A 21,538-nucleotide genomic window follows, 5' to 3' on the forward strand; every position below is an offset into this window, starting at 1 on the left:
GATGCCGGGAAGCAAAGCCAAGAGCCATCCCGAGCTGGAGCAGCCGCGGGCCTTCAAGGAACGCATCATCGGCTGGGTGTTGCTGCTGTGCGGGCTGGTGTCTGTGGTGACGACGGCGGGCATCGTGGCCGTACTGCTGACCGAGACCTGGGGATTCTTTCGGGAGGTGTCGCTGGAACAGTTCCTGGCCGATACGCAGTGGACGCCGCTGTTCGCGGAAAAGCACTTCGGGATCTGGCCGCTGATGGCGGGAACCATGCTGACCACGGCCACGGCGGTAGTGGTAGCGGTGCCGCTGGGGTTGCTCTCGGCCATCTACCTGAGCGAGTTCGCAGCCGACCGGGTGCGGCGGCTGCTGAAGCCGGTGCTGGAAATCCTGGCCGGAGTGCCGACGGTGGTGTACGGCTACTTCGCGCTGACGTTCGTGACGCCGCTGCTGCAGGCGTTGATTCCCGGCCTGGCGGGATTCAACGCGCTGAGCCCGGGCATCGTGATGGGCGTGATGATCGTGCCGGTAATCGCCTCGCTGAGCGAGGACGCGGTGTTCGCGGTGCCCGCCAGCCTGCGAGAAGGGTCGTATGCGCTGGGCGCGGGCAAGCTCGCCACCATCTTCCGGGTGATCTTGCCGTCGGCGTTTTCCGGGATCGCGGCGTCGGTGATCCTGGGGCTGTCACGGGCCATCGGCGAGACCATGATCGTGGCCATCGCCGCGGGCCAACAGCCAAGGCTGACGCTCGATCCGCGGGTGCCCATCGAGACCATGACGGCCTACATCGTGCAAGTGAGCCTGGGCGACACGCCGACAGGAACGCTGGAGTACCGCACGATCTTCGCCGTCGGCATGACGCTGTTCCTGATGACCTTCTGCCTGAACCTGGTGTCGCACCGTTTGCGGCAGCACATCCTGCGGGGAGGGCTGCAATGAGCAGCCCGGCGCAGACGGCGTCCGCGGCGGGCCAGCGGACGTTCTTCGGCAACCGCAGCCTGACCCAGGGCGGACCGCGCCTGACCGGAGAACACGCTTTCCAGGCGGTGTGCCTGGCGGCCCTGGGCCTGCCGCTGCTGGTGCTGCTGGTGCTGTTCGCAGACGCTTTTCGCGACGCCCTGCCGCGACTGACCTGGGATTTTCTGACCAGCTATCCGTCGCGGCGGCCGGAGGCGGCGGGGATCCTGGCGGCGCTGGCCGGAAGCGCTTACCTGATGGTGCTGACGGCGGTGATCGCCATCCCGCTGGGGGTGGGCGCGGCCATTTATCTGGAGGAGTATGCGCGGCCCAGCCGCCTGACGGCGCTGATCGAGGTGAATATCAGCAACCTGGCGGGGGTGCCGTCGATCATCTATGGACTGCTGGGCCTGGAACTGTTCGTGCGGGCGATGCAACTGGGGCGCAGCCTGCTGGCGGGGGCGGCGACGCTGGCCCTGCTGCTGCTGCCCATGGTCATCATGGCTTCGCGAGAAGCGCTGCGGACCGTGCCCCATTCCCTGCGGGAGGCCAGCTATGCCCTGGGAGCGGACCGCTGGCAGGGATTGCGGCGGGTGGTGCTGCCCATGTGCATGCCGGGCATCCTGACCGGCATCATCCTGTCGCTGGCGCGGGCCATCGGGGAAACGGCGCCGCTGATCACAATCGGGGCGCTGACGTACGTGGCCTTCGCGCCCAATTCCATCTACAGCGCGTTCACCGCGCTGCCCATCCAAATCTTCAACTGGGTGTCGCGTCCGCAGACGGATTTCCACGTGAACGCAGCGGCTGGTATCGTGGTGCTGCTGGGCCTGATGCTGGCGCTGAACGGGGTCGCGATCTGGTTGCGCAACCGCTTGCAGAAGCGGATCTACTGGTAGAACCGATGAACGATAGCGGGCCCATCGTGCGACTGGACACCGCGGCGCTGCGCCAGGCGCCGCCGGACAAGCCCGCTGGGGAAGGGCTGCCGATCAAGATGCGCACCGCCGAGCTGCACGCGTGGTTCGGGCGGCTGGAGGCGCTGCAGGGCATCACGCTTTCCGTGCCCGACCGCCGCGTCACGGCGATCATCGGGCCATCGGGATGCGGAAAGTCCACGTTCGTGCGCTGCCTGAACCGGATGCACGAGGTCGTGCCGGGGGCGCGCGTCGAGGGCGAGGTGTACCTGGACGGGCAGGACATCTACGCTCCCAAGGTCAATCCCGTGCGGGTGCGCCAGCGCATCGGCATGGTGTTCCAGAAACCGAACCCCTTCCCCACCATGACGATCTACGACAACGTGGCGGCCGGGCTGCACCTGAACGGTTTCCGCGACCGCGGCGCGATGGATGAAGCGGTGGAGCGCTCCCTGCGCATGGCGGCGCTGTGGGACGAAGTGAAGGACGAACTGCGGAAGAAATCGGGCTCGAGCCTTTCCGGCGGTCAGCAGCAGCGTCTGTGCATCGCGCGCGCCCTGGCGGTGGAGCCGGAAGTGATGCTCATGGACGAGCCGTGCTCGGCGCTGGACCCGATCTCGACCGGCAAGATCGAAGAGCTCATCTTCACGCTCAAGGAGCAGTACACCATCGTGATCGTGACCCACAACATGCAGCAGGCGGCGCGGGTGGCCGAGTTCACCGGCTTCTTCCTGCTGGGAAAGCTGATCGAGTTCGACCGCACGGAGAAGATCTTCACCAATCCGTCGGACAAGCGGACCGAAGACTACATTACAGGCAGGTTCGGATAATGCGCACACGTTTCCAGCAAGGACTCGACGAGTTGAAAGTCAAACTGCTGCGCATGGGGGGGATGGCAGAGCAGGCGGTGGAGCGGGCCACGGAAGCCTACCGCAAGCGCGACCTGAAGCTGTGCCAGGCGGTGCTGGAGGGCGAGCGCGCCATCAACATGGCGGAGAGGGAGATCGATGAAGTGGCGCTCGACCTGCTGGCCATGCAGCAGCCGATGGCCAGCGACCTGCGTTTCATCATGGCGGTGATGAAGATCAACGCCGACCTGGAGCGGGTGGGCGACCAGGCGGTCAATATCGCGCAGCGGGTGATGGACATGGCGACGCTGCCGCCGGCCGAGCTGCCGGTCGATATGCCGCGGATGGCCGCCACTGCGGCGGGCATGGTGCGGCGAGCCCTGGAGTCCTTCGTGGAAGGGAAACCGGATATCGCCGAGGCGGTCCTGAAGATGGACGACGTAGTGGACCGCATGGACGACGAGATCTTCGTGCGCATGGTGGAGAAGATGCACGCCGATCCGTCGGTCACGCGGCAGGCGCTGGATGCCCTGCTGGTGGCGCGCAACCTGGAGCGGGTAGCTGATCACGCCACCAACATCGCCGAGGACGTGATCTTCTGGGTGAGCGGGGCGGATGTGCGGCACATGGGCGGGGGAGAGCCGACAAAGGAAGTCGTCGCGACGGAGAAGCCGGAAGTACATTGAGGCAAGTTTCCAGTTTCGAGTTTCCAATTCCACAACCACAGCAACTGCATTGCCCCTCGACTACGCCCGCTGATGTTGCAGGTCGCGGGAGCGCGGCCGTGGACGGCCGCGCGACCGCCGGCGAGGACGCGGGCGCTACGTCTGCTGATGGCGGGCTGCGCTCGGCGTGACAGGGTGTTAGGGCGTCCGGGCGAGTTATCCTGAGCGAGATTCCTGGAGCCCAGCCATGTCTTCCCTGTCCTTCAAGATTGGCGATTCGGCCTCGATCACGCGCCCGATCGGCGACAAAGAAGTCCGCGCGTTCGCGGCGTTGTTCGACGACTACAACCCGCTGCACGTCGACGACACCTACGCCGGGCGCAGCCGGTTCGGTGGGAGGATCGCGCATGGGGTCATATGCCTGGGGCTGATCTCGCACCTGATCGGGATGAAGCTGCCGGGCACGGGAGCCATCTACCTGGGTCAGAGCGCACGCTTTCTGAAGCCGGTGCGGGTGGGAGACACGGTCACAGCGAGCGTCGAGGTGACGAAGGTACGCGAGGACAAGCCGATCCTCACGCTGGCCACGCGCTGCGTGAATCAGAAGGGTGAAGTGGTGATGGAGGGAGAGGCGGTAGTGATGGTCGAGTCGCGGATTGCGTGACGGTGTAAAGCGCTTTTCGTTTCTGGCTTCTCGTTTCTTGAATCCCAGGGCTGAAGCCCGAAAACAGGAAGGCCTGAACGCCGGGCTAAAGTCCGGCTCTCCCACCGGTTTAGTTCTCAGTTCTCGGTTCTCAGTCCAATGCGCGATGCCCTTGCTTGACCCTGCGACGCACGGCCTGTAGAACACCCATTACGCTTCCAAATGCCTCTCTATCTCATTACTGGAGTCGCGGGGTTCATTGGGTCGGCGATTGCCCACACGCTGGTGGAGCGCGGCGAACAGGTGCGCGGGCTGGACAATCTTTCCACCGGGCGCCTCGAGAACATCGCCGACATCCGCAACCAGCTGGAGTTCCGCCAGGCCGACCTGCTGGATGCGGCCGCGGCGGCTGACGCGTGCCGGGGCGCCGACTATGTGCTGCACCAGGCGGCCATCCCCTCGGTGCCGCGCTCGGTGGCCGACCCGGTGGGCTCGAACCGGGCGAACGTGGACGCAACCGTGCATCTGCTGGAGGCGGCACGAAAGGCCGGGGTGAAGCGCGTGGTGTATGCGGCGTCCTCTTCCGCCTACGGAGACACGCCGACCCTGCCCAAGCGGGAGGACATGACGCCCAACCCGATCTCGCCCTACGCCGTGGCCAAGCTGGCGGGGGAACTGTACATGACGTCGTTCTGGCGCTGCTACGGGCTGGAGACGGTGTCGCTGCGCTACTTCAACATCTTCGGGCCGCGGCAGGACGCCAATTCACAGTATTCCGCGGTGATGGCGCGCTTCATCACCCGCATGCTGAGCGGCCAGCCGCCGGTGATCTATGGCGACGGAGAGCAGAGCCGGGACTTCACCTACATCGAGAACGCCGTGGCGGCCAATCTGCTGGCCTGCACGCGCCCTGCAGCCGACGTGGCGGGGCGGGTGTTCAACATCGCCGGAGGACAGCGGGTAACCATCAACCAGATTTTCCGGCTGCTCCAGAAGCTGACAGGATTCCAGGGCGAGCCGGAGCATGAAGCCGAACGCGCGGGAGACATCAAGCACTCGCTGGCCGACATCAGCCTGGCCAAGAAGCACCTGGGGTATGAGCCGACGGTGGATCTGGAAGAAGGGCTGAGGCGGACGGTGGAGTGGTATCGGAAAGGCAGTGGCTAGTGGTCAGTGGCCCGTGGCCAGTTAGCGAGGCAACCGAGCGGACCGTTCGGCCGTCGCAGCGCCCTCCCGTTGCCGGCTCGCATGCGCTCGCCGCCGGTCGGGCGCGACTCTAATCGCCGCCTTACCCAGGGCTTGCTCGACGCGGAGGCTTCGCTTCCGCGTACTCGCCGCCCTGGGCTACTTTCGGCCGCCCCCTTCGGGGGCTCGCGCTCCTTCGCCCGCCGCGGCGGGCCCGGGTCGCGAGCGAAAGGCCAAGTAGCCGAGATTCGGATTCTCAAGAGCGAAGCCCGGCAACGCAGGAGAAGGAAACCCCGGGTCCCTCGCTCAGGTTTCCCGCGCCGGAGAGAGCGCGCGGGAGCCCTCCCTCGCTCGGGATGACGGCCAGCAAAAGCCAGAGCGGCTGCTACTTCGCCCTGGCTACCTTTTTGGCGGCGCGCATAACGGTCTTTTTCATGCGGCCGCCGGCGGCCCAGTAGAGGCTGATCTCGTGGCCGTCGGGGTCGTTCAGGTAGGCGTGTTTCCATCCCCAGGGCATCATGCGGGGAAGCTGGATGAAGTGCACGCCTTTCTCCTGCAGGCGGCGGCAGAACTCGTCCAAGTCGGGAGTCTCGAAGTAGAGCCGGACGCCCTCCGCAGCCACCGACGCTCCCGGTCCCGCCATATGCAGGGCGATGGTGCCTTCGCCGACGGGCGCGCAGAGCCGGGCGTAGACGGGCTTGCCCTCGTGGCGGAACTCGTCCACCACCTTCATGCCCAGGAGCTTGGTGTAGAAGGGCAGGGCGCGCTCGACGTCGCGCACGTACACCATGGCGTGGTTGAGGTCGAGGCCGCGGGGTGCGGCGCGCTTCCTGGGCTTGGGCTTGGGTTTGGCGGCCTTCTTCGGGCGAGCTTTTTTGGGCATGGCGGACCTCGCGCTCAGGGATGAGCGGGAATTGTAAATGAGCCGGGCTTGGTTCAGGGTTAGTGCCGTCCCTGCGGTACTTGGTCCTGGCACAGGTTTCAGGTCGCGGTGTCTCAGGCCTGACAAACTACCCACGTTTGCCGGCATCCCATCCTGTCGCTCCGAAATCGGGAGCGAACAAGGGTGCGGCAACCGCGGAGACGTAGCAAGCTACGTCTCTACGGGGATCACGGCAGGCCTGGGTGCGGCTGTGGTTAAATAGTGCCGCGCCGATGGCGACGGAACGCAAGATCCGCGTGCTGGTGGCCAAGCCGGGCCTGGACGGACACGACCGGGGGGCCAAGGTGATCGCGCGGGCGCTGCGCGACGCGGGCATGGAGGTGATCTACACCGGGCTGCGGCAGACGCCGGAGATGATCGCCAGCGCCGCGCTGCAGGAAGACGTGGACGTGATCGGGCTCTCGATCCTCTCCGGGGCGCACAACGCCATCGTGCCGCGAGTGATGGAACTGCTGCGGCAGAACAAGATGGACGACGTGCTGGTGGTGATCGGCGGCATCATCCCGGACGAAGACATCGACCGCATGAAGCAGGCCGGGGTGGCCGGCATCTTCCAGCCGGGAACGTCGCTGCAGGAGATCGTGCAGTTCATCCGCGCCAACGTGAAGCCCAGGGGCGTGCCGGCATGAAATGCGCTCTCTGCCTTCCGCTTTCCGCTCTCCGTCGCCGGCGTTCCGCTTGAGTTCCACTTCCCCCAAGCTCGAAAAAACAGGAAGCTGCAACCTCATCCGGCTGGAGTCGGCGGACGGCACCAACCGGCTGACGCGGGAGTGTGTAAGAAAACTCACGCAAACGGCAGCGGAACTAGCGAGCGCCGGGCAGGTGCGGCCGCTCATCATCACGGGGAATCATCGCTTTTTTTCCGCCGGCGCCGATCTGCGTGAGATCGCGGAGCTGACCGGCCCGGCAGCGCTGGCGTTCGCGCGCGAGGGACAGGCCTTGATGGAGTCAATCGCCAGCTTCCCGGCGCCGACGCTGGCGGCCATCTCCGGCTACTGCATGGGCGGAGGGCTGGACCTGGCGCTGGCCTGCGCGCGGCGGGTCGCGGCGCCCAACGCCATCTTCGGGCATCGCGGAGCGGCGCTCGGCCTGATGACCGGCTGGGGCGGAACGCAGCGGCTGCCCGGACTGATCGGCAAGGGCCGGGCGCTGGCGATGTTCGTCGCGGCGGAAAAGCTGCACGCCGCGGAAGCGCTGCGTATCGGGCTGGTGGACGCGCTGGCGGAGGACCCGGTGGCGTTGGCGCTCTCGGCATTCCGCTGGGTCGCCTGATTGCCGAGCCTCGGCGGGTCATTTAACCTAGCAATTCGCCTCTCGCGCTCTATGACCAGCAAACCCAGTACGCCCACGGCGCGCCCGCACGGGCTGATCTCGCGCGTCGACCCCACGTCGGCGCGCTTCGAGAAGAACATGCGGGCCATGGCCGACCTGACAGCGGCCCTCCATAACGAAGAAGAGAAGATCCGCGAGGGCGGCGGGGCCAAGGCCATCGAGGCGCAGCACAAGAAAGGGCGACTCACGGCGCGGGAGCGCATCGCGCTGCTGCTCGACCCGGGGACTTCGCTGTTCGAGCTGGGAATCCATGCGGCGCACGGGATGTACGAAGAGTGGGGCGGCGCGCCGGCAGCGGGCGTGGTGACCGGACTGGGGCGAATCCACGGGCGGCTGTTCATGCTGATCGTGAACGACGCCACGGTGAAGGCCGGAGCGTTTTTCCCCATGACGGCGAAGAAGGTCATCCGGGCGCAGAACATCGCTATCGAAAACCGAATCCCGACCATCTACCTGGTGGACTCGGCGGGCGTGTTCCTGCCGCTGCAGGAGGATGTGTTCCCGGACACCGACGATTTCGGACGCGTGTTCCGCAATAACGCAGTGATGTCCGCGCTGGGCATTCCGCAGATCACGGCCATCATGGGGATGTGCGTGGCCGGCGGCGCGTACCTGCCGGTGATGTGCGACCACATCCTGATGACCGAGGGCAGCGGCCTCTTTCTGGCCGGGCCGGCGCTGGTGCAGGCGGCGATCGGGCAGAAGATCTCGGCCGAGGAACTGGGTGGCGCGCGCGTGCACGCGGAAATCTCCGGCACCATCGACTTCCGCGAGCCCAACGACGAAGCCTGCCTGGCGCGCATCCGCGGTCTGGTGGAGAAAATGGGGCGGCGGCCGGGGGCGCCGTTCGACCACAAGAAGCCTGAACCGCCGGCGTACGCGGCGGAGGAACTGTACGGCATCTTCGAATCCGATCCGGCGCGGCAGTACGACATGAAGGAGATCATTGCGCGCATCGTGGACGGCAGCCGCTTTGACGAGTACAAGCCGGAGTACGGCGAAACGGTGCTGTGCGGCTACGCGCGGGTGAACGGCTGGGCGGTGGGCATCGTCGCCAACCAGAAGACGCACGTCACGCAGCTCGACCACGCAGGACACAAGCGGGTGGAGTTCGGCGGCGTGATCTACACCGAGTCGGCGGAGAAGGCGGCGCGCTTCATCATGGACTGCAGCCAGAACCTGGTGCCGCTGGTCTTTCTGCACGACGTCAACGGGTTCATGGTGGGACGGGACGCGGAGTGGAGCGGCATCATCCGCGCCGGCGCGAAGATGGTGAACGCAGTGTCGAACGCCGTGGTGCCCAAGATCACGGTGATCCTGGGCGGATCGTTCGGCGCCGGACACTACGCCATGTGCGGCAAGGCGTACGACCCGCGCTTTGTGTTCGCCTGGCCGACGGCGCGCTACGCCGTGATGGGCGGCGACCAGGCCGCGAGCACGCTGGTGGAAATCAAGATCAAGCAACTGGAACGCGGCGGCAAGAAGCTGAGCGAGGAGGAGAAGCGCGCGCTGTTCCAGTCCGTGAAGCAGACCTACGACGAGCAGACCGACCCGCGCTACGGCGCGGCGCGGCTGTGGATCGACAAGATCCTGGATCCGCTGGAGACGCGCGAAGCCATTGCGCTGGCGCTGGAAGCGGCGGCGCTCAACCCGCATGTAGCGGAGTTCAGGACGGGAGTGCTGCAGACCTGAGCCGTGCCCATCCTGCCGCTCATCTTCGTGGTGTTCGTCGGGGCAGGCGCGTTTCTGCTGCTGAAGTCGGCCGGAGGCAGCGGCGGGCTGGCGACGCTGGGACGCGTGGTAGGAGCGCTGGTGATTTCGCTGCCGCTGGGACTGCTTACGTATGGAGCGCTGGGAATCGGCATCGCACGGTATCGTCAAGTGGGGCGCTTCTACAGCGTGCCGTTTGGCGGCTACGCGGTGAGCGACGCGGCGTTCGCATGGAGTCTCGTGACCTGGATGGCGCCGTGGCTTGCCGCAGTGGTGCTGGTGACGCGCAGGCGGCTGCGGCGCGGGCGGGACGGTGAGCGATGAGCGCGGTGAAGCTGATCGAATGCCCGCGCGATGCCTGGCAAGGGCTGAAGGGCGTCATCCCGACCGAAGTCAAGGTGGCGTACCTGCGGGCGCTGATCGAGGCCGGGTTCAAGCACATCGACGCGGTGTCGTTCGTTTCGCCGGCGGCGGTGCCGCAGATGGCGGATTCGGAAGAAGTCTTGCGGCAATTGCGTCCGCCGGAGGACGTCGAGATCATCGGCATCGTGGTGAATGAGAAGGGCGCCGACCGCGCGATCGAGACCGAAGCCGTGAGCACGCTGGGATTTCCATACTCGGTCTCGCCGACGTTCCTCGAGCGCAACCAGAAGCAGACACTCGAAGCGGCCCTCGACGAGCTGGAGAAAATCGACCTCAAAGCGCACCAGGTCGGACTCGATCTGGTGGTGTACATTTCGATGGCCTTCGGCAATCCGTATGGCGACGAATGGAGCACAGAGGAAGTGGTGGAAGCCGTCGGCCTCCTGGAGAGCATGGACATCCGCGCCGTGTCGCTGGCCGATACCGTGGGCGTGGCGGATGCGGCGAAGATCGCGGACGTCATCGGCGCGGTGACGGCGAAGTACGGGTACCTGGAAATCGGCGCGCACCTGCATTCGCGTCCGGAACAGACAGCCGAAAAGGTCCTGGCTGCGTACGAGGCGGGAGCCCGGCGCTTTGACTGCGCGCTGGGCGGACTGGGCGGATGTCCGTTCGCGCAAGACCTTCTGGTCGGCAACATCGCGACGGAGCGGGCGCTGGAGGCGCTGAGACAGCGAGGCGCGGAAACGCCGCAGCTCGCGGCGCTCGATGGCGTGTTGCGCATGTCGGCGGAAATCGGTGCGGCGCATCAGGCGGAAGTGAAACAATAGCGACCCCATGGAACTGAAGACCGTTTTGCTGGCGGAATCCGGCGGCATCGCGACCCTCACGTTGAACCGGCCGGAAAAACGCAACGCCATCAGTTTCGAGCTGATCGACGACCTCACGGCAGCGCTGGAAGCGGCGCGGCAGTCGGCGTCGCAGGTGCTGGTGCTCACCGGAGCCGGCCAGGCGTTCTGCTCCGGCATGGATCTGGAAAGCCTGAAAACGCTTAGCGCTGAAGGTCGCTCCTTCGAGGAAAACTTGAAGGACTCAGAAACCATGGCCCGACTGTTCCGCTCCATCTACGATTTTCCCAAGCCGACCATCGCGGCGGTGAACGGGCCGGCGATCGCCGGAGGCATGGGCCTCGCCACCTCGTGCGATTTCACGCTGGCCTCCACCGAGGCCAGGTTCGGTTACACGGAGGTGCGCATCGGGTTCATTCCCGCCATCGTATCTTCCCTGCTCAAGCGCCAGGTGGGAGAAAAACATGCGCGCGATCTGTTGCTGACGGGGCGCATCTTCGGGGCGGAAGAAGCCTACCGCATGGGACTGGTCAACGAGGTACTGGAGCCGCAGAAGCTGATGCCCCGCGTGCGCGAGCTGGCCGCCACGCTGATGGAAAACAGCCCCACGTCGATCCGGCTCACCAAAGCGCTGCTCTCGGAATACGCGCGCGCGCAACTGGACCAGGAGATGAAACTCGGCCAGGAAGAGAACGCGCGCATCCGGGCGACGGCCGATTTCCGCGAGGGCGTGACATCGTTCCTGGAAAAGCGCAAGCCGAAGTGGACGGGGAAATGAGATTGGCCACAGAGTCATAGAGGCGCCGAGAAATCTGGTGATCGGGTCATCTCTTCATCTGGTCATCTGAAGAACCATGTTCAGCGAAACCAAGCTCCGCGTGCGTTACGCCGAGACGGACCGCATGGGCGTGGTCTATCACTCGAACTTCGCCATCTGGTTCGAGGTGGGACGGGTGGAGGCGCTGCGCCAGATGGGCTTCCAGTATCGCGAGATGGAGGAGAAGGACGACTGCCATATCGCGGTGGTCGACCTGCGGGTGCGCTACAAGGCTCCGGCGCGTTACGACGACGAGATCGTAGTGCGCACGGAGCTGCGCAACCTGCGCGATTCCCTGCTGCACTTCGGGTACGAAGTGCGGCGCGCCGCGGACGGTGAGCTGCTCGCCCAAGGCGAGACCACCCACATCGTGGTGGACCGCAACTTCCACAAGCGGCCGCTGCCGGAGAAGTATCTCACGGCGTTCCGCAAGACCATTGAGCGTCACGGAACTTGAAGAGGAAAGCTTCATGATTGACAATCGCAAGCCGCGCCGCTGGCCTGCCGCGCTCTTGCTGGTAGGGGCGGCGGGAACGCTGATCATTCTCCACGCCAAAATGAACGAAAACGCACGCCGCGCCGCCGATCTGGCTGCCATCGAGGAGCTGCATCAGAAGGACATCGCCGCCACCAAGACGTACGACGTCGAGACGCTGGTTTCGCTGTGGACGGACGACATTGTGGCGCTGCCGCCGGACGGCTCGCCGACCATCGGCAAAGCCGTGGGCCGCAAGCAACTGGAAGCGGGCAAGGCCGCCAGCGCCGCCTACGAGGTGCTGACCTACGAGCAAAAGTGGGAGGAAGTGACGCTCGCAGGCGACTACGCCTTCGAGTGGGGCACCTTCACCAGCGCAGTGCGGCCCAAGGCGGGCGGCGACGAGATCCGGCAGAACTACAACGTGCTGCGGGTGCTGAAGCGCGCCGCGGACGGGTCGTGGAAAGTCCACCGGACCATGTGGAACGCGTCGAAGTGATCCCCATCAACGGCAACGACCTGACGCTCGAGCAATTGCGCGCCGTAGTGTATGACCGGCAGCCGGTAGGACTGGATCCGGCGGCGCGCAGGCGCATTGCCGGGGCGCGGGCCGCCGTCGAAGCCTTGCTCAAAGGCGAGCGCGTGGCCTACGCCGTGAACACCGGCGTGGGCAAGTTGAGCGACGTGCGCATCGCACCGGGCGAGATCCGCGAGCTGCAGGTCAACCTGCTGCGCTCGCATGCCGCGGGCGTGGGCGAGCCGTTGAGCGAAGCAGAAACGCGGGCGCTGGTGCTGCTGCGCGCCAACTCGCTGGCCAAAGGCTTTTCCGGAGTTCGCCCGGAGGTGGTCGAGGCACTGTGCGCACTGCTGAACCGCGGCGTGCATCCGGTCATACCCTCGCAAGGGAGTGTGGGAGCGAGCGGCGATCTGGCGCCGCTGGCCCATCTGGCGCTGGTGCTGATCGGCGAAGGAGAAGCGATTCACAACGAGCAGCGCGTGGCAGGCGCGGAGGCCCTGCGCCGGGCGAGTCTCACCCCGTTAGTGCTCGAGGCCAAGGAAGCCATCTCGCTCATCAACGGCACGCAGGCCATGCTGGCGGTGGGTGCGCTGGCGCTGCTGGAAGCGGAGACGCTGACCGACAGCGCTGACGTCATCGGCTCACTGTCGCTGGACGCGTTGCGCGGCACTGACGTGGCTTTCGACGCGCGCATCCACCAGGCGCGTCCGCATGCCGGCCAGGTTCGCGTGGCGGAGAATCTGCGGCGCATGCTCGAGGGCAGCCAGATCCGCGAGTCGCACCGCGATTGCGGCCGGGTGCAGGATGCCTACTCGCTGCGCTGCATACCGCAGGTGCACGGCGCGGTGCGCGACACGCTCACGCATTGCCGCCGCATCTTCGAGATCGAGATGAACTCCGCGGTGGACAATCCGCTGGTGTTCCTGAATCCGGGTGCGAACGCCGAAGTGCTCTCCGGCGGGAACTTTCATGGGGAGCCGGTGGCCATGGCGCTGGACTTCCTGGGCATCGCGCTGGCGTCGCTGGCGGGCATCAGCGAGCGGCGCGTGGAACGGCTGGTGAACCCGGCGCTCAACGAGGGCCTGCCGCCGTTCCTGGCCAAGCATGCCGGCCTGCACTCCGGCTTCATGATGGCGCAGGTGACGGCGGCCGCGCTGGCCAGCGAGAACAAGGTGCTGGCGCATCCTGCGTCCGTGGATTCCATCACCACCTCCGGCAACAAGGAAGACTATGTTTCCATGGGGATGGCGGCGGCGCTGAAGCTGAAGCGCATCGTGGCCAATACGCGCAACGTGCTGGCCATCGAAGCGGTGGCTGCCGCGCAGGCTATCGACTTTCTGGCGCCGCTCGCGCCCAGCCCGCGCGGCCAGAAAGCGCATGCTGCGATACGTTCCGTCAGCCCGGCGGTGGAACAGGACCGCGTGCTGGCAGCCGATTTCGCACGCGTGGCGGAACTCGTGCGCAGCGGCAAGGTGGCGGCGGCGCTGGCCTAGAGGTTGGCCACCGAGGCACAGCGGCGCAGGGAACGATTGGGTGAACTGCGACAACTTCGATTCGACATACGCCTTCCAGCCCAACACCACGCAGCCCGATCAAGACCTGGTCGTCACCAGCACCGGCACCCGCCTGAACGACAAGGGGAAAGTGGTCCCGGTTAAGAAGCGCCAGGTGTACGTGTTCAGGGGTGGAGAATACAAAGCGGCGCCGTGAGGGCGTCTGTGGACCAGCTCTTGCTCTTTTGCCTCGTCGGAAGCGGACTCGCTAAATCGACGGCCGGACGCATTCTCTCCTGACCCGGGGTGCGTTCCAACAACGGAACGGCCCGAACGGTCTTGCTCATTTACCCGCAACTTGTGATAGGGTCGGCGCGGATACGGTAATGCTCCGGCAGTTGTTCACATTCGTGCTTGTAGTGGCTTCCGTTCTCGCTCCGTTCGGGGTTTTCGCACAGAACAACCTGGGCTGCCGTTTGCGGAGCGTCACGGTAACGGTCGCCGACGCGAAGGGCAAACCAGTGACGGGGCTCACAGCGAATAGTTTTCAGGGCCAGTTCCGGGGCCAGCCCGTGCGGATCCACCACGCGAGAATGACTTCGGGATCTCCCCGTTTCGTGGTCGCTCTCGATATCTCAGGCAGCATGGAGCGGAGCCTGCGTCCGTCGGGCATTGCCTGGACGATCGCGGGCAATGCCATCGAATCCGCTCCTCCCGGTAGTGCGGTCGGTCTAATCCTTTTCAACGAAAAGATCGGGCTTCGTATTGGGCTTACACAAGACCGAGCGGCCCTGCTTGAAGAGCTGAAGGCTGCCATGACGACTAAGGGAATCATCAAGGGGCGCACCGCAATCCGCGATGCTGTTATGGAAGCCGTCGCCATGCTGGGTCGACCAAGGCCGGGAGATGTGATCTACCTGATCACCGATGGCGGAGACAATATGAGCTGGACGAAAGAGAGTGAATTCACCATGGCCGTGGCGACGTCCGGGGCCAGAATCTTCGGGGTTCTTTTCGCGGATCTCTTTCCCACAACTCCGGAGGAGCGGGAAGGGCCAGGTCTTATGTCCGGATTGAGCAAGATGTCCGGTGGAATCACGGTGGTGTGGAGTTCGAACTTGACTCCCGGAGGCCGCCGCACTCTGGATTCGTTGCTTCGTCGCCTCTATTTTGACATGCAGAATTATTATGAGCTCATGGTCGAGCTGCCAGCGGAGATTGACAAACCGCACGACTGGAAACTGCACGTGGTTGATGACCACGGCCGTAAGCTGAGCCGATACGAGGTCTTCTACCCGCGCACTCTGGCTCCCTGCCCATCAACGGTTCAGACAAACGGCGTCACGAGGTAGCCGAGGCGGTAGCCGACGCGAGATTCGAAGCTCCTTGCTGCCCAGAGGCTGGTCCCGGGTGTTAGGTGCTCCGGCTGAAATGTCGTTCTGAGGAGCGCAGCGACGAAGTATCGGTGCGTTCGCGCGGGTAAGGCCGCAGCCGCAACGGCAAAATGCATAGATCCTTCGCCCGCCAAGGCGAGTTCAGGATGACACCCTAACAGTTATCTGCGTCATCCGCCTCAATCTGCGGTGACTGTTCAGGACTGCGGAACCGCAGGCTGCACCCCATCCAGGCCGAGCTGTTTGGCGATGCCCTGCATGGCCTGGATGCAGAAGGTGATGTGCTCTTCCAGGTCGATACCCAGGTCCTGGGCGCCGGAGAGGATGTCTTCGCGGCTGACGCTGCGGGCGAAGGCCTTGTCCTTCATCTTCTTGCGCACCGATCTGGCTTCGACCTCGGCGAGCGACTTGTTGGGCTTCACCAGCGCGGTGGCGGTAAGGAAGCCGGCCAGCTCGTCGCAGGCGAACAGGGCCTTCTCCATGGGCGTGACGCGCGGGACGCCGGAGTACTGCGCATGGGAGAGGATGCAGCGGCGCAGGGCTTCAGGGTAGCCGCGCTCCTCCAGGATCTTGTTGCCCACGAAAGGATGCTGGTCAGGCGTGGGGAACTTTTCGTAGTCGAAATCGTGCAGCAGTCCGCAGAGGCCGTAGAGTTCTTCGTCGGCGGCGGGGTCGGTGCCGTCGGCGGCGAAGCGGCGGGCGTAGGCGCGCATACAGGCCTCGACCGCCAGGGCGTGTTTCCTCAGGCTCTCGGACTGGGTGTACTCACAAAGTAAACCCCAGGCATCGTCCCGCGTCGGCATCATTCGTCTCCCCGGTTTTCGCCCGGTTTTCTCCGGTTTTCATGGCGGCATCCCGTGGGGTTTTACCCCGTGTCAACCGAGTTTCCGCCCACTTTTCTGTTGACAACTCCGGCGGCGGTGCCGCAAAGTACCGCCAGCCTGCAAGTGTATCGCAGGCGGGATGCCCGGCTCTGGCATCTTCCACAACCCGGCATGGCTACAACTCTCGCGCCCGTCGACTCGCGGGAAGTCGTGAGATGTGACCGTTGTCATCTGGTCCAGTTCCGGACCACGAATAATCTTTGCCGCAAGTGCCACACTTCTTTGGACGCTGAGGAACCCGAGCCTCAGGTGGCGGAACCGGCCGCGGAAGCGGCGCGCCCGGAAAACGGCAACGGCCATTCGCATCTGCAACTGGCGGCGGCCATCCGCACGCTGCGGCAGCGCACCGGATTGAGCCAGCGGCAACTGGCGCTGCGCATGTCCGTCCCGCGGACCTACGTATCCAAGATCGAAAATGAAAAAGCCACGCCCACGCTCTCATCCATCGAGCGGCTGGCGCGAGCCCTGGAGGTAAGCGTGCCTGAACTGCTCAACGGCGGCCACAGCCGCGACGCGGAGATCCGCGAGCTCATGGCCGACGACTTCATCGCCGAGCTGATTCCCTATCTGCAGAAGCTCGACGGCATGCAATTATCCAGCATTCTGGCGCAGGTGCGCGACCTCTCGCTGCGCCCGCGGCGCCACTCCTAGGGTTTTCTCCGGGCAGCTCGCTGAGCCGACCGGGCCGGGGTTCTCGAGACCCCGGCCCAGTTTTTTCGCCTACGGGCTGCGCACCGATTTCGACTTCCAATGGAAGACGATACGGCCGCTGATTTCGCGCGGCCGCCCGATGTGCGTCCCCGAAAACACGCTCTCGAAATTGAACAGGTAGAAGCGGTCGAGCAGGTTCTGCACGTCGAGTTGTAGGGAGATGGGCCAGGAGCTGTCGCGCAGCAGGTCGATGCCGGCCATCACGTCCAGCGTGGCCCGCGGCTTGATGCGGAAGCGCACGGTATCCAACTGTTCGACGATGCGCGGATCGAGGCCGACCAGGTCCGCCGGATCGAACTCCGAGGGCACGCCGCTGTCGTAGCGCCCGGTAAGGCTCGCCCAGGCGCCCGAACGATGGGAGTAGGTGACGCCGAACTGGCCGCTGTTGCGCTGGTCGTGGTCGGCGTTGAACTGGATGCCGGGAATCAGAAGTTCCGCCGCCTCCTCCCCGAGGAACAAACCGCCTACCAGAGGCGTGGTGGCAACCGCCTTGGAGTTGGCGTAGCTGAGGAAGGCGGTCCAGCCGCGCACCAAGGCGAGATCCAGGCGGACCTCACTACCGCGCACATCTCCGCGCGCGATGGCGATGGGGAAAATGATGCCCGTGTTGAGAAATTGGTCCTTGTCGGCGTAGTTGTGGATGTTCTTGACGTAGCGAGCCACGTCCAGGCGCACGTATTTGCCCAGTTGCTGTTGCACCCCGAACTCGTAGAAGTTCTGCTCTTCGGGCGGCACCACGCGGACACCCGCGGCACTGCCCAGGGGCGAGAACACCGCCCCTGCCGGGGAAGAAGAAAGCAGCAGGTTCTCTACCGAAGGCGTCTGGAACAAGCGGTTGTAGGAGCCGCGGAAGACGGTGCCGGTGCGCTTGATGTAGTAGGCCAGGCCGACGCGCGGGCTGACAAAGTCCTTCTCGGCGACGATGCGGTAGTTGTCGTAGCGCAGACCGGCGTCAATGGTCAGCCGGCCGGCCAGGGTGAAGCGGTCCTGCACGAACAGCGCCACTTCCCGCCCCGTCTCCTTCTGATGAAACACGAAGGGGCTGGTGATGGGAAAGGCGGATGCCGGATTGGCGGGATCGGCAAGGATGGCGGGGTCGGTGGCGGCCACGGTAAAGAACTCGCTCAAGGGAATGCGCGCCACCTGGACGCCGAACTTCAGGCTGTGGCCGCCCTGCTGGCGGCTGAGGCTGGCTCGCAGACCCTCGGTGCGCTGGCGGCGATTCTGTTCGGCGAAGAAGGGAAAGCCGGTCTGGTCAGGGTCGAGCAGGCGCGCGCTCGACGACCGCCGGTAGAGCACGATGTCGCTGACCGTCTGCGGATCGAACAGATGGGTCCAGGAGAGCGACTGGGCGTCGTCGCGCAGCTCCTGTCCCTGGCGCTGGCCGGCCGCCTGCTGCTCCGCCGTGTTGGGCACCTGGAAGTTGGTGCCGTTGGTGGTGAGCGACAGGCGCAAGGTGTCCTTTTCCCTCGGGACCCAGTCGAACTTGACGAACAGGCGAGCGTTGCCACCTTCGTTGCGGAAGTTCTGGATTTCCGGCGGGTCCAGATAACGCTCACTGCGGCTGCCCGCGGAGGAAACGAAAACGCCGAACTTTTGCGTGTGTCCGCCGAACTCGGCGCCAGCCTCGGCGTGGCCGAAACTGCCGCCGCCCAGGAACAGGCTGCCGCTCCAGGGCATCTCCAGTCCGGACTTGGTGTTGACGTTGATGACGGTGGCCAGCTTGCCGCCGTATTCGGCGGGCACATTGCCGGTGAGGATCTCCGCGGAGCGCAGGTTGCGGGCGTCGAGCGCCGTAGCAAAGGTGGCCGCCAGATTGTCGGTGACCGGGACGCCATCCACCACGTACTGCACCTGGGACTCCGAACCGCGCGGGTGCATGCGGCCGTTGTCGTCCTGCACCACGCCGGGAACGCTCTGCACGACGGCCTCCAGGCCGCGCCCGGCCTGCGCCAGTCCCAGCTTCTGCAATTGCAGGTAGTCGATGTCGTGGTGCGTGGAGGCGGAAGTGGTTTCCAGCAGCGGCCCCTGTTCCACCACGGTGACCTCCTGCTTGGCTTCCGCCAGCGCCAGTTTGGCGTTCAGGATGAGAGGGATATTGGAACGCAGCTCGCCGGTGGCATCGTAGTGCTCGAAGCCCGTCGCCTCCACGTGCAGCGTGAAGGGCGAAAACGGGACGTTGACGAACTTGAAGTATCCGTTGGCATCGGTCTGGACGTTCTGGCGGTAACCACTGATGGCAGCAGTGAGCGTTACGGAAGCGCCCGGGATTACCGCGCCGGTCGGGTCGGTGACGGTGCCGGTAACGGTGCCGACACTCTGTGCGAACAGCGACGCTGTAACTATCACAATGCATAGCCCGGGCGCGAATGCGCGCGCCAAAAAGGGCCTGTGTCCAAAGCTCATGAATCCTCCGGATCGATCGCTTTCCAATCTGTCCTCATATGTGAGATGCGGCGTGCGCCGCTGAGAACGGGCAGCAAGAGCGGCTGCGCCAGCCCGTTTCGCTTTCGGACCGGACTTAGACGGACGGAGGCGAGTGCTTGGGAGCGGTCAAATAAACGACGACCGAAGGAACGGGAACTGCGTTGTACGCGGATCTCGCGGAATGCGCGAGCGGAGCGATCGCAGCCACGGCCGGCCCGGCGACTCCGAAGCCCTTGTGATTGCCGCGCGAGGAAACGAACAGGCAGTGCTGATGGTGAATCTGCGTGTCGCCGACCTGTGAAGTCGTGACCTGTCTTGCGACTTCCGAGGCGGGCTCCGCCACAGCCTTCCCACCTTCCACATCGATCAACTCACCGTGTTGCGGGCAGGTGGCGTGGCGCACCGCCAGTTCGTGTGTCGTCGCCACGAGCTGGCTGCCCAGGAGGCAGACGATCAGCAGGACCAGGAAGAGCGCGGGCTGCCTTCTGCGCGTGCCGAAAAAGGCTGGGGGCATGCTTTCGGATTGGATGGGAGGCCTCGGGCTTGTGGTTGTCCCAGTCAACATCGTCGCGAGTTCGCGGCAATCCGGGGGAGCAGAAGTGGAGCCCCGGGAGCGTTCAGGGCCGCCCGGCTAGGATGGCAGAGCGCATGCCGGGCGTCAATTGCCAGCCCGGGATTGAATGTGCTAGGTTGGATTGCACTTTATACCATAGAGGAAGCGTTGCGCACCTCCATTCCCGAAGGACTCGACCGCAAGGAGGCGGAAATCTACGCCGGGCTCGACCCCGGGCGGTTGCCGCAGCACGTGGCCATCATCATGGATGGCAACGGGCGCTGGGCGAAACGGCGGCACCTGCCGCGCATCGCCGGTCACCGCGCAGGCGCCGACGCCGTGCGCTCGGTGGTGGAAACCGCGGCGCGCGTCCGAGTTCCGGCCCTCACCCTGTATGCCTTCTCCGCCGAGAACTGGCAGAAACGGCCCGGCGCCGAGGTCCAGTTCCTCATGCGCCTGCTCAAGCACTACCTCAAGCAGGAAGTGCCCACGCTCAACCGCAATAACATCCGTCTGGAATACATCGGACGGCAGCACGAGCTGCCGGCGGACGTGCAGGAACGCATGCGGTGGGCGCGCGAAGCCACGCGCCGCAACACCGGCATGGTGTTGACCCTGGCGCTGAATTACGGTGCGCGCCTGGAGCTGGTGGATGCGTTCAACGACATCGTGCGCGCGGCGGCCTCCAACGGCGGCGTCAACCATCTGAAGGTCGATGAGGAACTCATTGCCCGGCACCTCTACACCCGCGCCTTGCCCGATCCCGACCTGGTCATCCGCACCTCGGGCGAGATGCGCTTGTCGAACTTCCTGCTCTGGCAGGTGGCCTATGCGGAGATCTACGTGACCGAGACGCTGTGGCCCGACTTCCGCGGCCGCCACCTGCTGGAAGCCATCGCCGAGTTCCAGAAGCGCGAACGGCGTTACGGCGGCCTGGTGTCCTCCAACGGCAAGCACTGAGCGATGAAGCGCGTCGCGACCGCGGTGGTGCTCATCCCGCTGGTCCTGGTGGCGGTGTTCCGTGCGCCGTTATGGGCCTTTGCCATCCTGGTCGGCCTGATCGCCTTGTGGACGGCACGCGAATACCTGGACCTTCTGATGCACTACGGTGTCCAGCCATTCCGACGGCTCACACTCATCCTGATTGCGACCGCCTTTCTGGTTCCACTCGGATTGGAAGGCAGTCTCGGGCAAGCGGACTGGCTTGCTATACCGGTTGTGGCGGCCACATTGGCGGTGTACGGTGCGCCCTTTTTCTTTCTCATCGCCGGCTTTCGGCGCGAGAACCTGCCCGGCACCTTGCCGGCAGCCGCACTCTCGCTGTTTGCGTTGCCCTACATAGCGCTCCCCTTGCTCTCTGTGGTGCTGATCCGGTTGCTGCCGGCGGGCGCGTTCTTTCTCGCTCTGTTGCTGATCCTGGTCTGGGGAGGCGATATCGCCGCCTACTACGTCGGCCGGACATTCGGACGTCGCCGGATGGCGCAGCGCATCAGTCCAAAGAAGACGTGGGAAGGTGCCGCCGCTTCGGTCATTGCCGCGGTCGGCCTGGCAATTGCCCTGGCGCGCTACGCACCCTGGATCGGCCAGTGGCTGAGCCAGTCGCCTCTGGTCTTGAACTTCGGGCCCCGCGGGTTGCAGGCGCCGCCCCTGTGGGTTCCGCTGCTGCTCGCCGTGGCAATCAACGTCGCTGCCCAGCTCGGGGATTTGGCGGAGTCTGTGCTCAAGCGGGGCGCCGGCGTGAAGGATTCCGGCGCTTCCTTGCCCGGCCACGGCGGCATGCTGGACCGCATTGATGCCCTGCTCTTCGCGGCTCCTGTGGGCATGGTAGTATTCGTTTTCACCTACAGCTACTTCATTCCTCCGTCCTAGC

General features: G+C 65.1%; 24 protein-coding genes. 20 read left to right on the top strand and 4 right to left on the bottom strand.

The features are described 5' to 3' along the window. The first annotated feature begins 1 nt into the window (after window position 1). From pstC to VNK82_08975, 6 genes are all read left to right on the top strand, one after another. Complete coding sequence (pstC, locus tag VNK82_08950; protein ID HXE91075.1) at window positions 2-925, top strand: phosphate ABC transporter permease subunit PstC; 924 nt, start codon at window positions 2-4, stop codon at window positions 923-925. Continuing rightward, the gene (gene pstA / locus VNK82_08955; protein ID HXE91076.1) at window positions 922-1,842 is read left to right on the top strand and encodes a phosphate ABC transporter permease PstA; all 921 of its coding nucleotides are present in this window, start codon (window positions 922-924) and stop codon (window positions 1,840-1,842) included. Before pstC ends, pstA begins: the two co-directional genes overlap by 4 nt. A 5-nt stretch (window positions 1,843-1,847) precedes the next feature. Then, window positions 1,848-2,690, top strand: coding sequence for a phosphate ABC transporter ATP-binding protein PstB (pstB, locus tag VNK82_08960; GenBank protein ID HXE91077.1), 843 nt, complete (start codon window positions 1,848-1,850; stop codon window positions 2,688-2,690). Next, on the top strand, window positions 2,690-3,394 hold the full coding sequence (gene phoU / locus VNK82_08965) for a phosphate signaling complex protein PhoU (protein ID HXE91078.1): 705 nt from the start codon (window positions 2,690-2,692) through the stop codon (window positions 3,392-3,394). The genes pstB and phoU overlap by 1 nt, the downstream gene beginning before the upstream one ends. A 226-nt stretch (window positions 3,395-3,620) precedes the next feature. After that, window positions 3,621-4,037, top strand: coding sequence for a MaoC family dehydratase (locus VNK82_08970; GenBank protein HXE91079.1), 417 nt, complete (start codon window positions 3,621-3,623; stop codon window positions 4,035-4,037). Window positions 4,038-4,238: 201 nt separating this feature from the next. Beyond that, on the top strand, window positions 4,239-5,183 hold the full coding sequence (locus VNK82_08975) for an SDR family oxidoreductase (GenBank protein ID HXE91080.1): 945 nt from the start codon (window positions 4,239-4,241) through the stop codon (window positions 5,181-5,183). Window positions 5,184-5,586: 403 nt separating this feature from the next. Here the strand turns inward: VNK82_08975 and VNK82_08980 are convergent, their stop codons facing one another. Then, window positions 5,587-6,084 (bottom strand): VOC family protein, encoded by a 498-nt coding sequence (locus tag VNK82_08980; GenBank protein ID HXE91081.1) that lies wholly within the window; start codon window positions 6,082-6,084, stop codon window positions 5,587-5,589. A 272-nt stretch (window positions 6,085-6,356) separates the two neighbouring features. Here VNK82_08980 and VNK82_08985 point away from each other — a divergent pair, with 272 nt between their 5' ends. From VNK82_08985 to VNK82_09035, 11 genes are all read left to right on the top strand, one after another. Further along, window positions 6,357-6,773, top strand: a complete 417-nt coding sequence (locus VNK82_08985; protein HXE91082.1) for a cobalamin B12-binding domain-containing protein — start codon at window positions 6,357-6,359, stop codon at window positions 6,771-6,773. A 49-nt stretch (window positions 6,774-6,822) separates the two neighbouring features. Next, entirely contained in the window at window positions 6,823-7,416 is a 594-nt protein-coding gene (locus VNK82_08990; protein HXE91083.1) for an enoyl-CoA hydratase/isomerase family protein, read from the top strand. Window positions 7,417-7,467: 51 nt separating this feature from the next. Beyond that, window positions 7,468-9,168, top strand: coding sequence for an acyl-CoA carboxylase subunit beta (locus tag VNK82_08995; GenBank protein ID HXE91084.1), 1,701 nt, complete (start codon window positions 7,468-7,470; stop codon window positions 9,166-9,168). A gap of 3 nt (window positions 9,169-9,171) precedes the next feature. Continuing rightward, a complete protein-coding gene (locus VNK82_09000) occupies window positions 9,172-9,510 on the top strand; it encodes a hypothetical protein (protein ID HXE91085.1) in 339 nt (112 codons plus the stop codon). Next, window positions 9,507-10,379 carry a hydroxymethylglutaryl-CoA lyase gene (locus VNK82_09005; protein HXE91086.1) on the top strand — a complete coding sequence of 291 codons (873 nt, stop codon included), beginning with the start codon at window positions 9,507-9,509 and terminating at the stop codon, window positions 10,377-10,379. The genes VNK82_09000 and VNK82_09005 overlap by 4 nt, the downstream gene beginning before the upstream one ends. A gap of 7 nt (window positions 10,380-10,386) precedes the next feature. Beyond that, a complete protein-coding gene (locus VNK82_09010) occupies window positions 10,387-11,175 on the top strand; it encodes an enoyl-CoA hydratase-related protein (GenBank protein ID HXE91087.1) in 789 nt (262 codons plus the stop codon). 76 nt (window positions 11,176-11,251) lie between these two features. Then, entirely contained in the window at window positions 11,252-11,671 is a 420-nt protein-coding gene (locus VNK82_09015; protein ID HXE91088.1) for a thioesterase family protein, read from the top strand. Window positions 11,672-11,684: 13 nt separating this feature from the next. Beyond that, a complete protein-coding gene (locus tag VNK82_09020; protein ID HXE91089.1) occupies window positions 11,685-12,188 on the top strand; it encodes a DUF4440 domain-containing protein in 504 nt (167 codons plus the stop codon). Further along, the gene (gene hutH / locus VNK82_09025; protein HXE91090.1) at window positions 12,149-13,699 is read left to right on the top strand and encodes a histidine ammonia-lyase; all 1,551 of its coding nucleotides are present in this window, start codon (window positions 12,149-12,151) and stop codon (window positions 13,697-13,699) included. Before VNK82_09020 ends, hutH begins: the two co-directional genes overlap by 40 nt. A gap of 40 nt (window positions 13,700-13,739) precedes the next feature. Next, window positions 13,740-13,916 (top strand): hypothetical protein, encoded by a 177-nt coding sequence (locus VNK82_09030; GenBank protein ID HXE91091.1) that lies wholly within the window; start codon window positions 13,740-13,742, stop codon window positions 13,914-13,916. Between the two features lie 169 nt (window positions 13,917-14,085). Further along, a complete protein-coding gene (locus VNK82_09035; protein ID HXE91092.1) occupies window positions 14,086-15,051 on the top strand; it encodes a VWA domain-containing protein in 966 nt (321 codons plus the stop codon). A gap of 239 nt (window positions 15,052-15,290) precedes the next feature. On the opposite strand, the gene VNK82_09040 is transcribed toward VNK82_09035, so the two are convergent. Further along, window positions 15,291-15,896 (bottom strand): HD domain-containing protein, encoded by a 606-nt coding sequence (locus VNK82_09040; GenBank protein HXE91093.1) that lies wholly within the window; start codon window positions 15,894-15,896, stop codon window positions 15,291-15,293. A 330-nt stretch (window positions 15,897-16,226) separates the two neighbouring features. Between VNK82_09040 and VNK82_09045 the strand changes: the two genes are divergently transcribed. Next, entirely contained in the window at window positions 16,227-16,628 is a 402-nt protein-coding gene (locus VNK82_09045; GenBank protein ID HXE91094.1) for a helix-turn-helix transcriptional regulator, read from the top strand. Between the two features lie 69 nt (window positions 16,629-16,697). Here the strand turns inward: VNK82_09045 and VNK82_09050 are convergent, their stop codons facing one another. Together VNK82_09050 and VNK82_09055 are read right to left on the bottom strand one after the other, a co-directional pair. Next, the gene (locus VNK82_09050) at window positions 16,698-19,037 is read right to left on the bottom strand and encodes a TonB-dependent receptor (protein ID HXE91095.1); all 2,340 of its coding nucleotides are present in this window, start codon (window positions 19,035-19,037) and stop codon (window positions 16,698-16,700) included. 172 nt (window positions 19,038-19,209) lie between these two features. Then, window positions 19,210-19,629 (bottom strand): hypothetical protein, encoded by a 420-nt coding sequence (locus tag VNK82_09055; protein HXE91096.1) that lies wholly within the window; start codon window positions 19,627-19,629, stop codon window positions 19,210-19,212. Between the two features lie 207 nt (window positions 19,630-19,836). On the opposite strand from VNK82_09055, the gene VNK82_09060 reads away from it, so the two are divergent. Next, window positions 19,837-20,628 carry an isoprenyl transferase gene (locus VNK82_09060; GenBank protein ID HXE91097.1) on the top strand — a complete coding sequence of 264 codons (792 nt, stop codon included), beginning with the start codon at window positions 19,837-19,839 and terminating at the stop codon, window positions 20,626-20,628. Between the two features lie 3 nt (window positions 20,629-20,631). Then, window positions 20,632-21,537 (top strand): phosphatidate cytidylyltransferase, encoded by a 906-nt coding sequence (locus VNK82_09065; protein ID HXE91098.1) that lies wholly within the window; start codon window positions 20,632-20,634, stop codon window positions 21,535-21,537. Window position 21,538 lies beyond the last annotated feature (1 nt).

This window comes from Terriglobales bacterium, from assembly GCA_035573675.1.
In the GTDB taxonomy this organism is placed as follows: Bacteria; Acidobacteriota; Terriglobia; order Terriglobales; family Acidobacteriaceae; genus DATMAB01.

Excerpts from the sequence above, each read along its gene's own strand:
- pstC (HXE91075.1), top strand. The coding sequence starts at position 2 with ATGCCGGGAAGCAAAGCCAAGAGCCATCCCGAGCTGGAGCAGCCGCGG.
- pstA (HXE91076.1), top strand. The coding sequence starts at position 922 with ATGAGCAGCCCGGCGCAGACGGCGTCCGCGGCGGGCCAGCGGACGTTC.
- pstB (HXE91077.1), top strand. The coding sequence starts at position 1,848 with ATGAACGATAGCGGGCCCATCGTGCGACTGGACACCGCGGCGCTGCGC.
- phoU (HXE91078.1), top strand. The coding sequence starts at position 2,690 with ATGCGCACACGTTTCCAGCAAGGACTCGACGAGTTGAAAGTCAAACTG.
- VNK82_08970 (HXE91079.1), top strand. The coding sequence starts at position 3,621 with ATGTCTTCCCTGTCCTTCAAGATTGGCGATTCGGCCTCGATCACGCGC.
- VNK82_08975 (HXE91080.1), top strand. The coding sequence starts at position 4,239 with ATGCCTCTCTATCTCATTACTGGAGTCGCGGGGTTCATTGGGTCGGCG.
- VNK82_08980 (HXE91081.1), bottom strand. The coding sequence starts at position 6,084 with ATGCCCAAAAAAGCTCGCCCGAAGAAGGCCGCCAAACCCAAGCCCAAG.
- VNK82_08985 (HXE91082.1), top strand. The coding sequence starts at position 6,357 with ATGGCGACGGAACGCAAGATCCGCGTGCTGGTGGCCAAGCCGGGCCTG.
- VNK82_08995 (HXE91084.1), top strand. The coding sequence starts at position 7,468 with ATGACCAGCAAACCCAGTACGCCCACGGCGCGCCCGCACGGGCTGATC.
- VNK82_09005 (HXE91086.1), top strand. The coding sequence starts at position 9,507 with ATGAGCGCGGTGAAGCTGATCGAATGCCCGCGCGATGCCTGGCAAGGG.
- VNK82_09010 (HXE91087.1), top strand. The coding sequence starts at position 10,387 with ATGGAACTGAAGACCGTTTTGCTGGCGGAATCCGGCGGCATCGCGACC.
- VNK82_09015 (HXE91088.1), top strand. The coding sequence starts at position 11,252 with ATGTTCAGCGAAACCAAGCTCCGCGTGCGTTACGCCGAGACGGACCGC.
- VNK82_09020 (HXE91089.1), top strand. The coding sequence starts at position 11,685 with ATGATTGACAATCGCAAGCCGCGCCGCTGGCCTGCCGCGCTCTTGCTG.
- VNK82_09035 (HXE91092.1), top strand. The coding sequence starts at position 14,086 with ATGCTCCGGCAGTTGTTCACATTCGTGCTTGTAGTGGCTTCCGTTCTC.
- VNK82_09040 (HXE91093.1), bottom strand. The coding sequence starts at position 15,896 with ATGCCGACGCGGGACGATGCCTGGGGTTTACTTTGTGAGTACACCCAG.
- VNK82_09055 (HXE91096.1), bottom strand. The coding sequence starts at position 19,629 with ATGCCCCCAGCCTTTTTCGGCACGCGCAGAAGGCAGCCCGCGCTCTTC.
- VNK82_09065 (HXE91098.1), top strand. The coding sequence starts at position 20,632 with ATGAAGCGCGTCGCGACCGCGGTGGTGCTCATCCCGCTGGTCCTGGTG.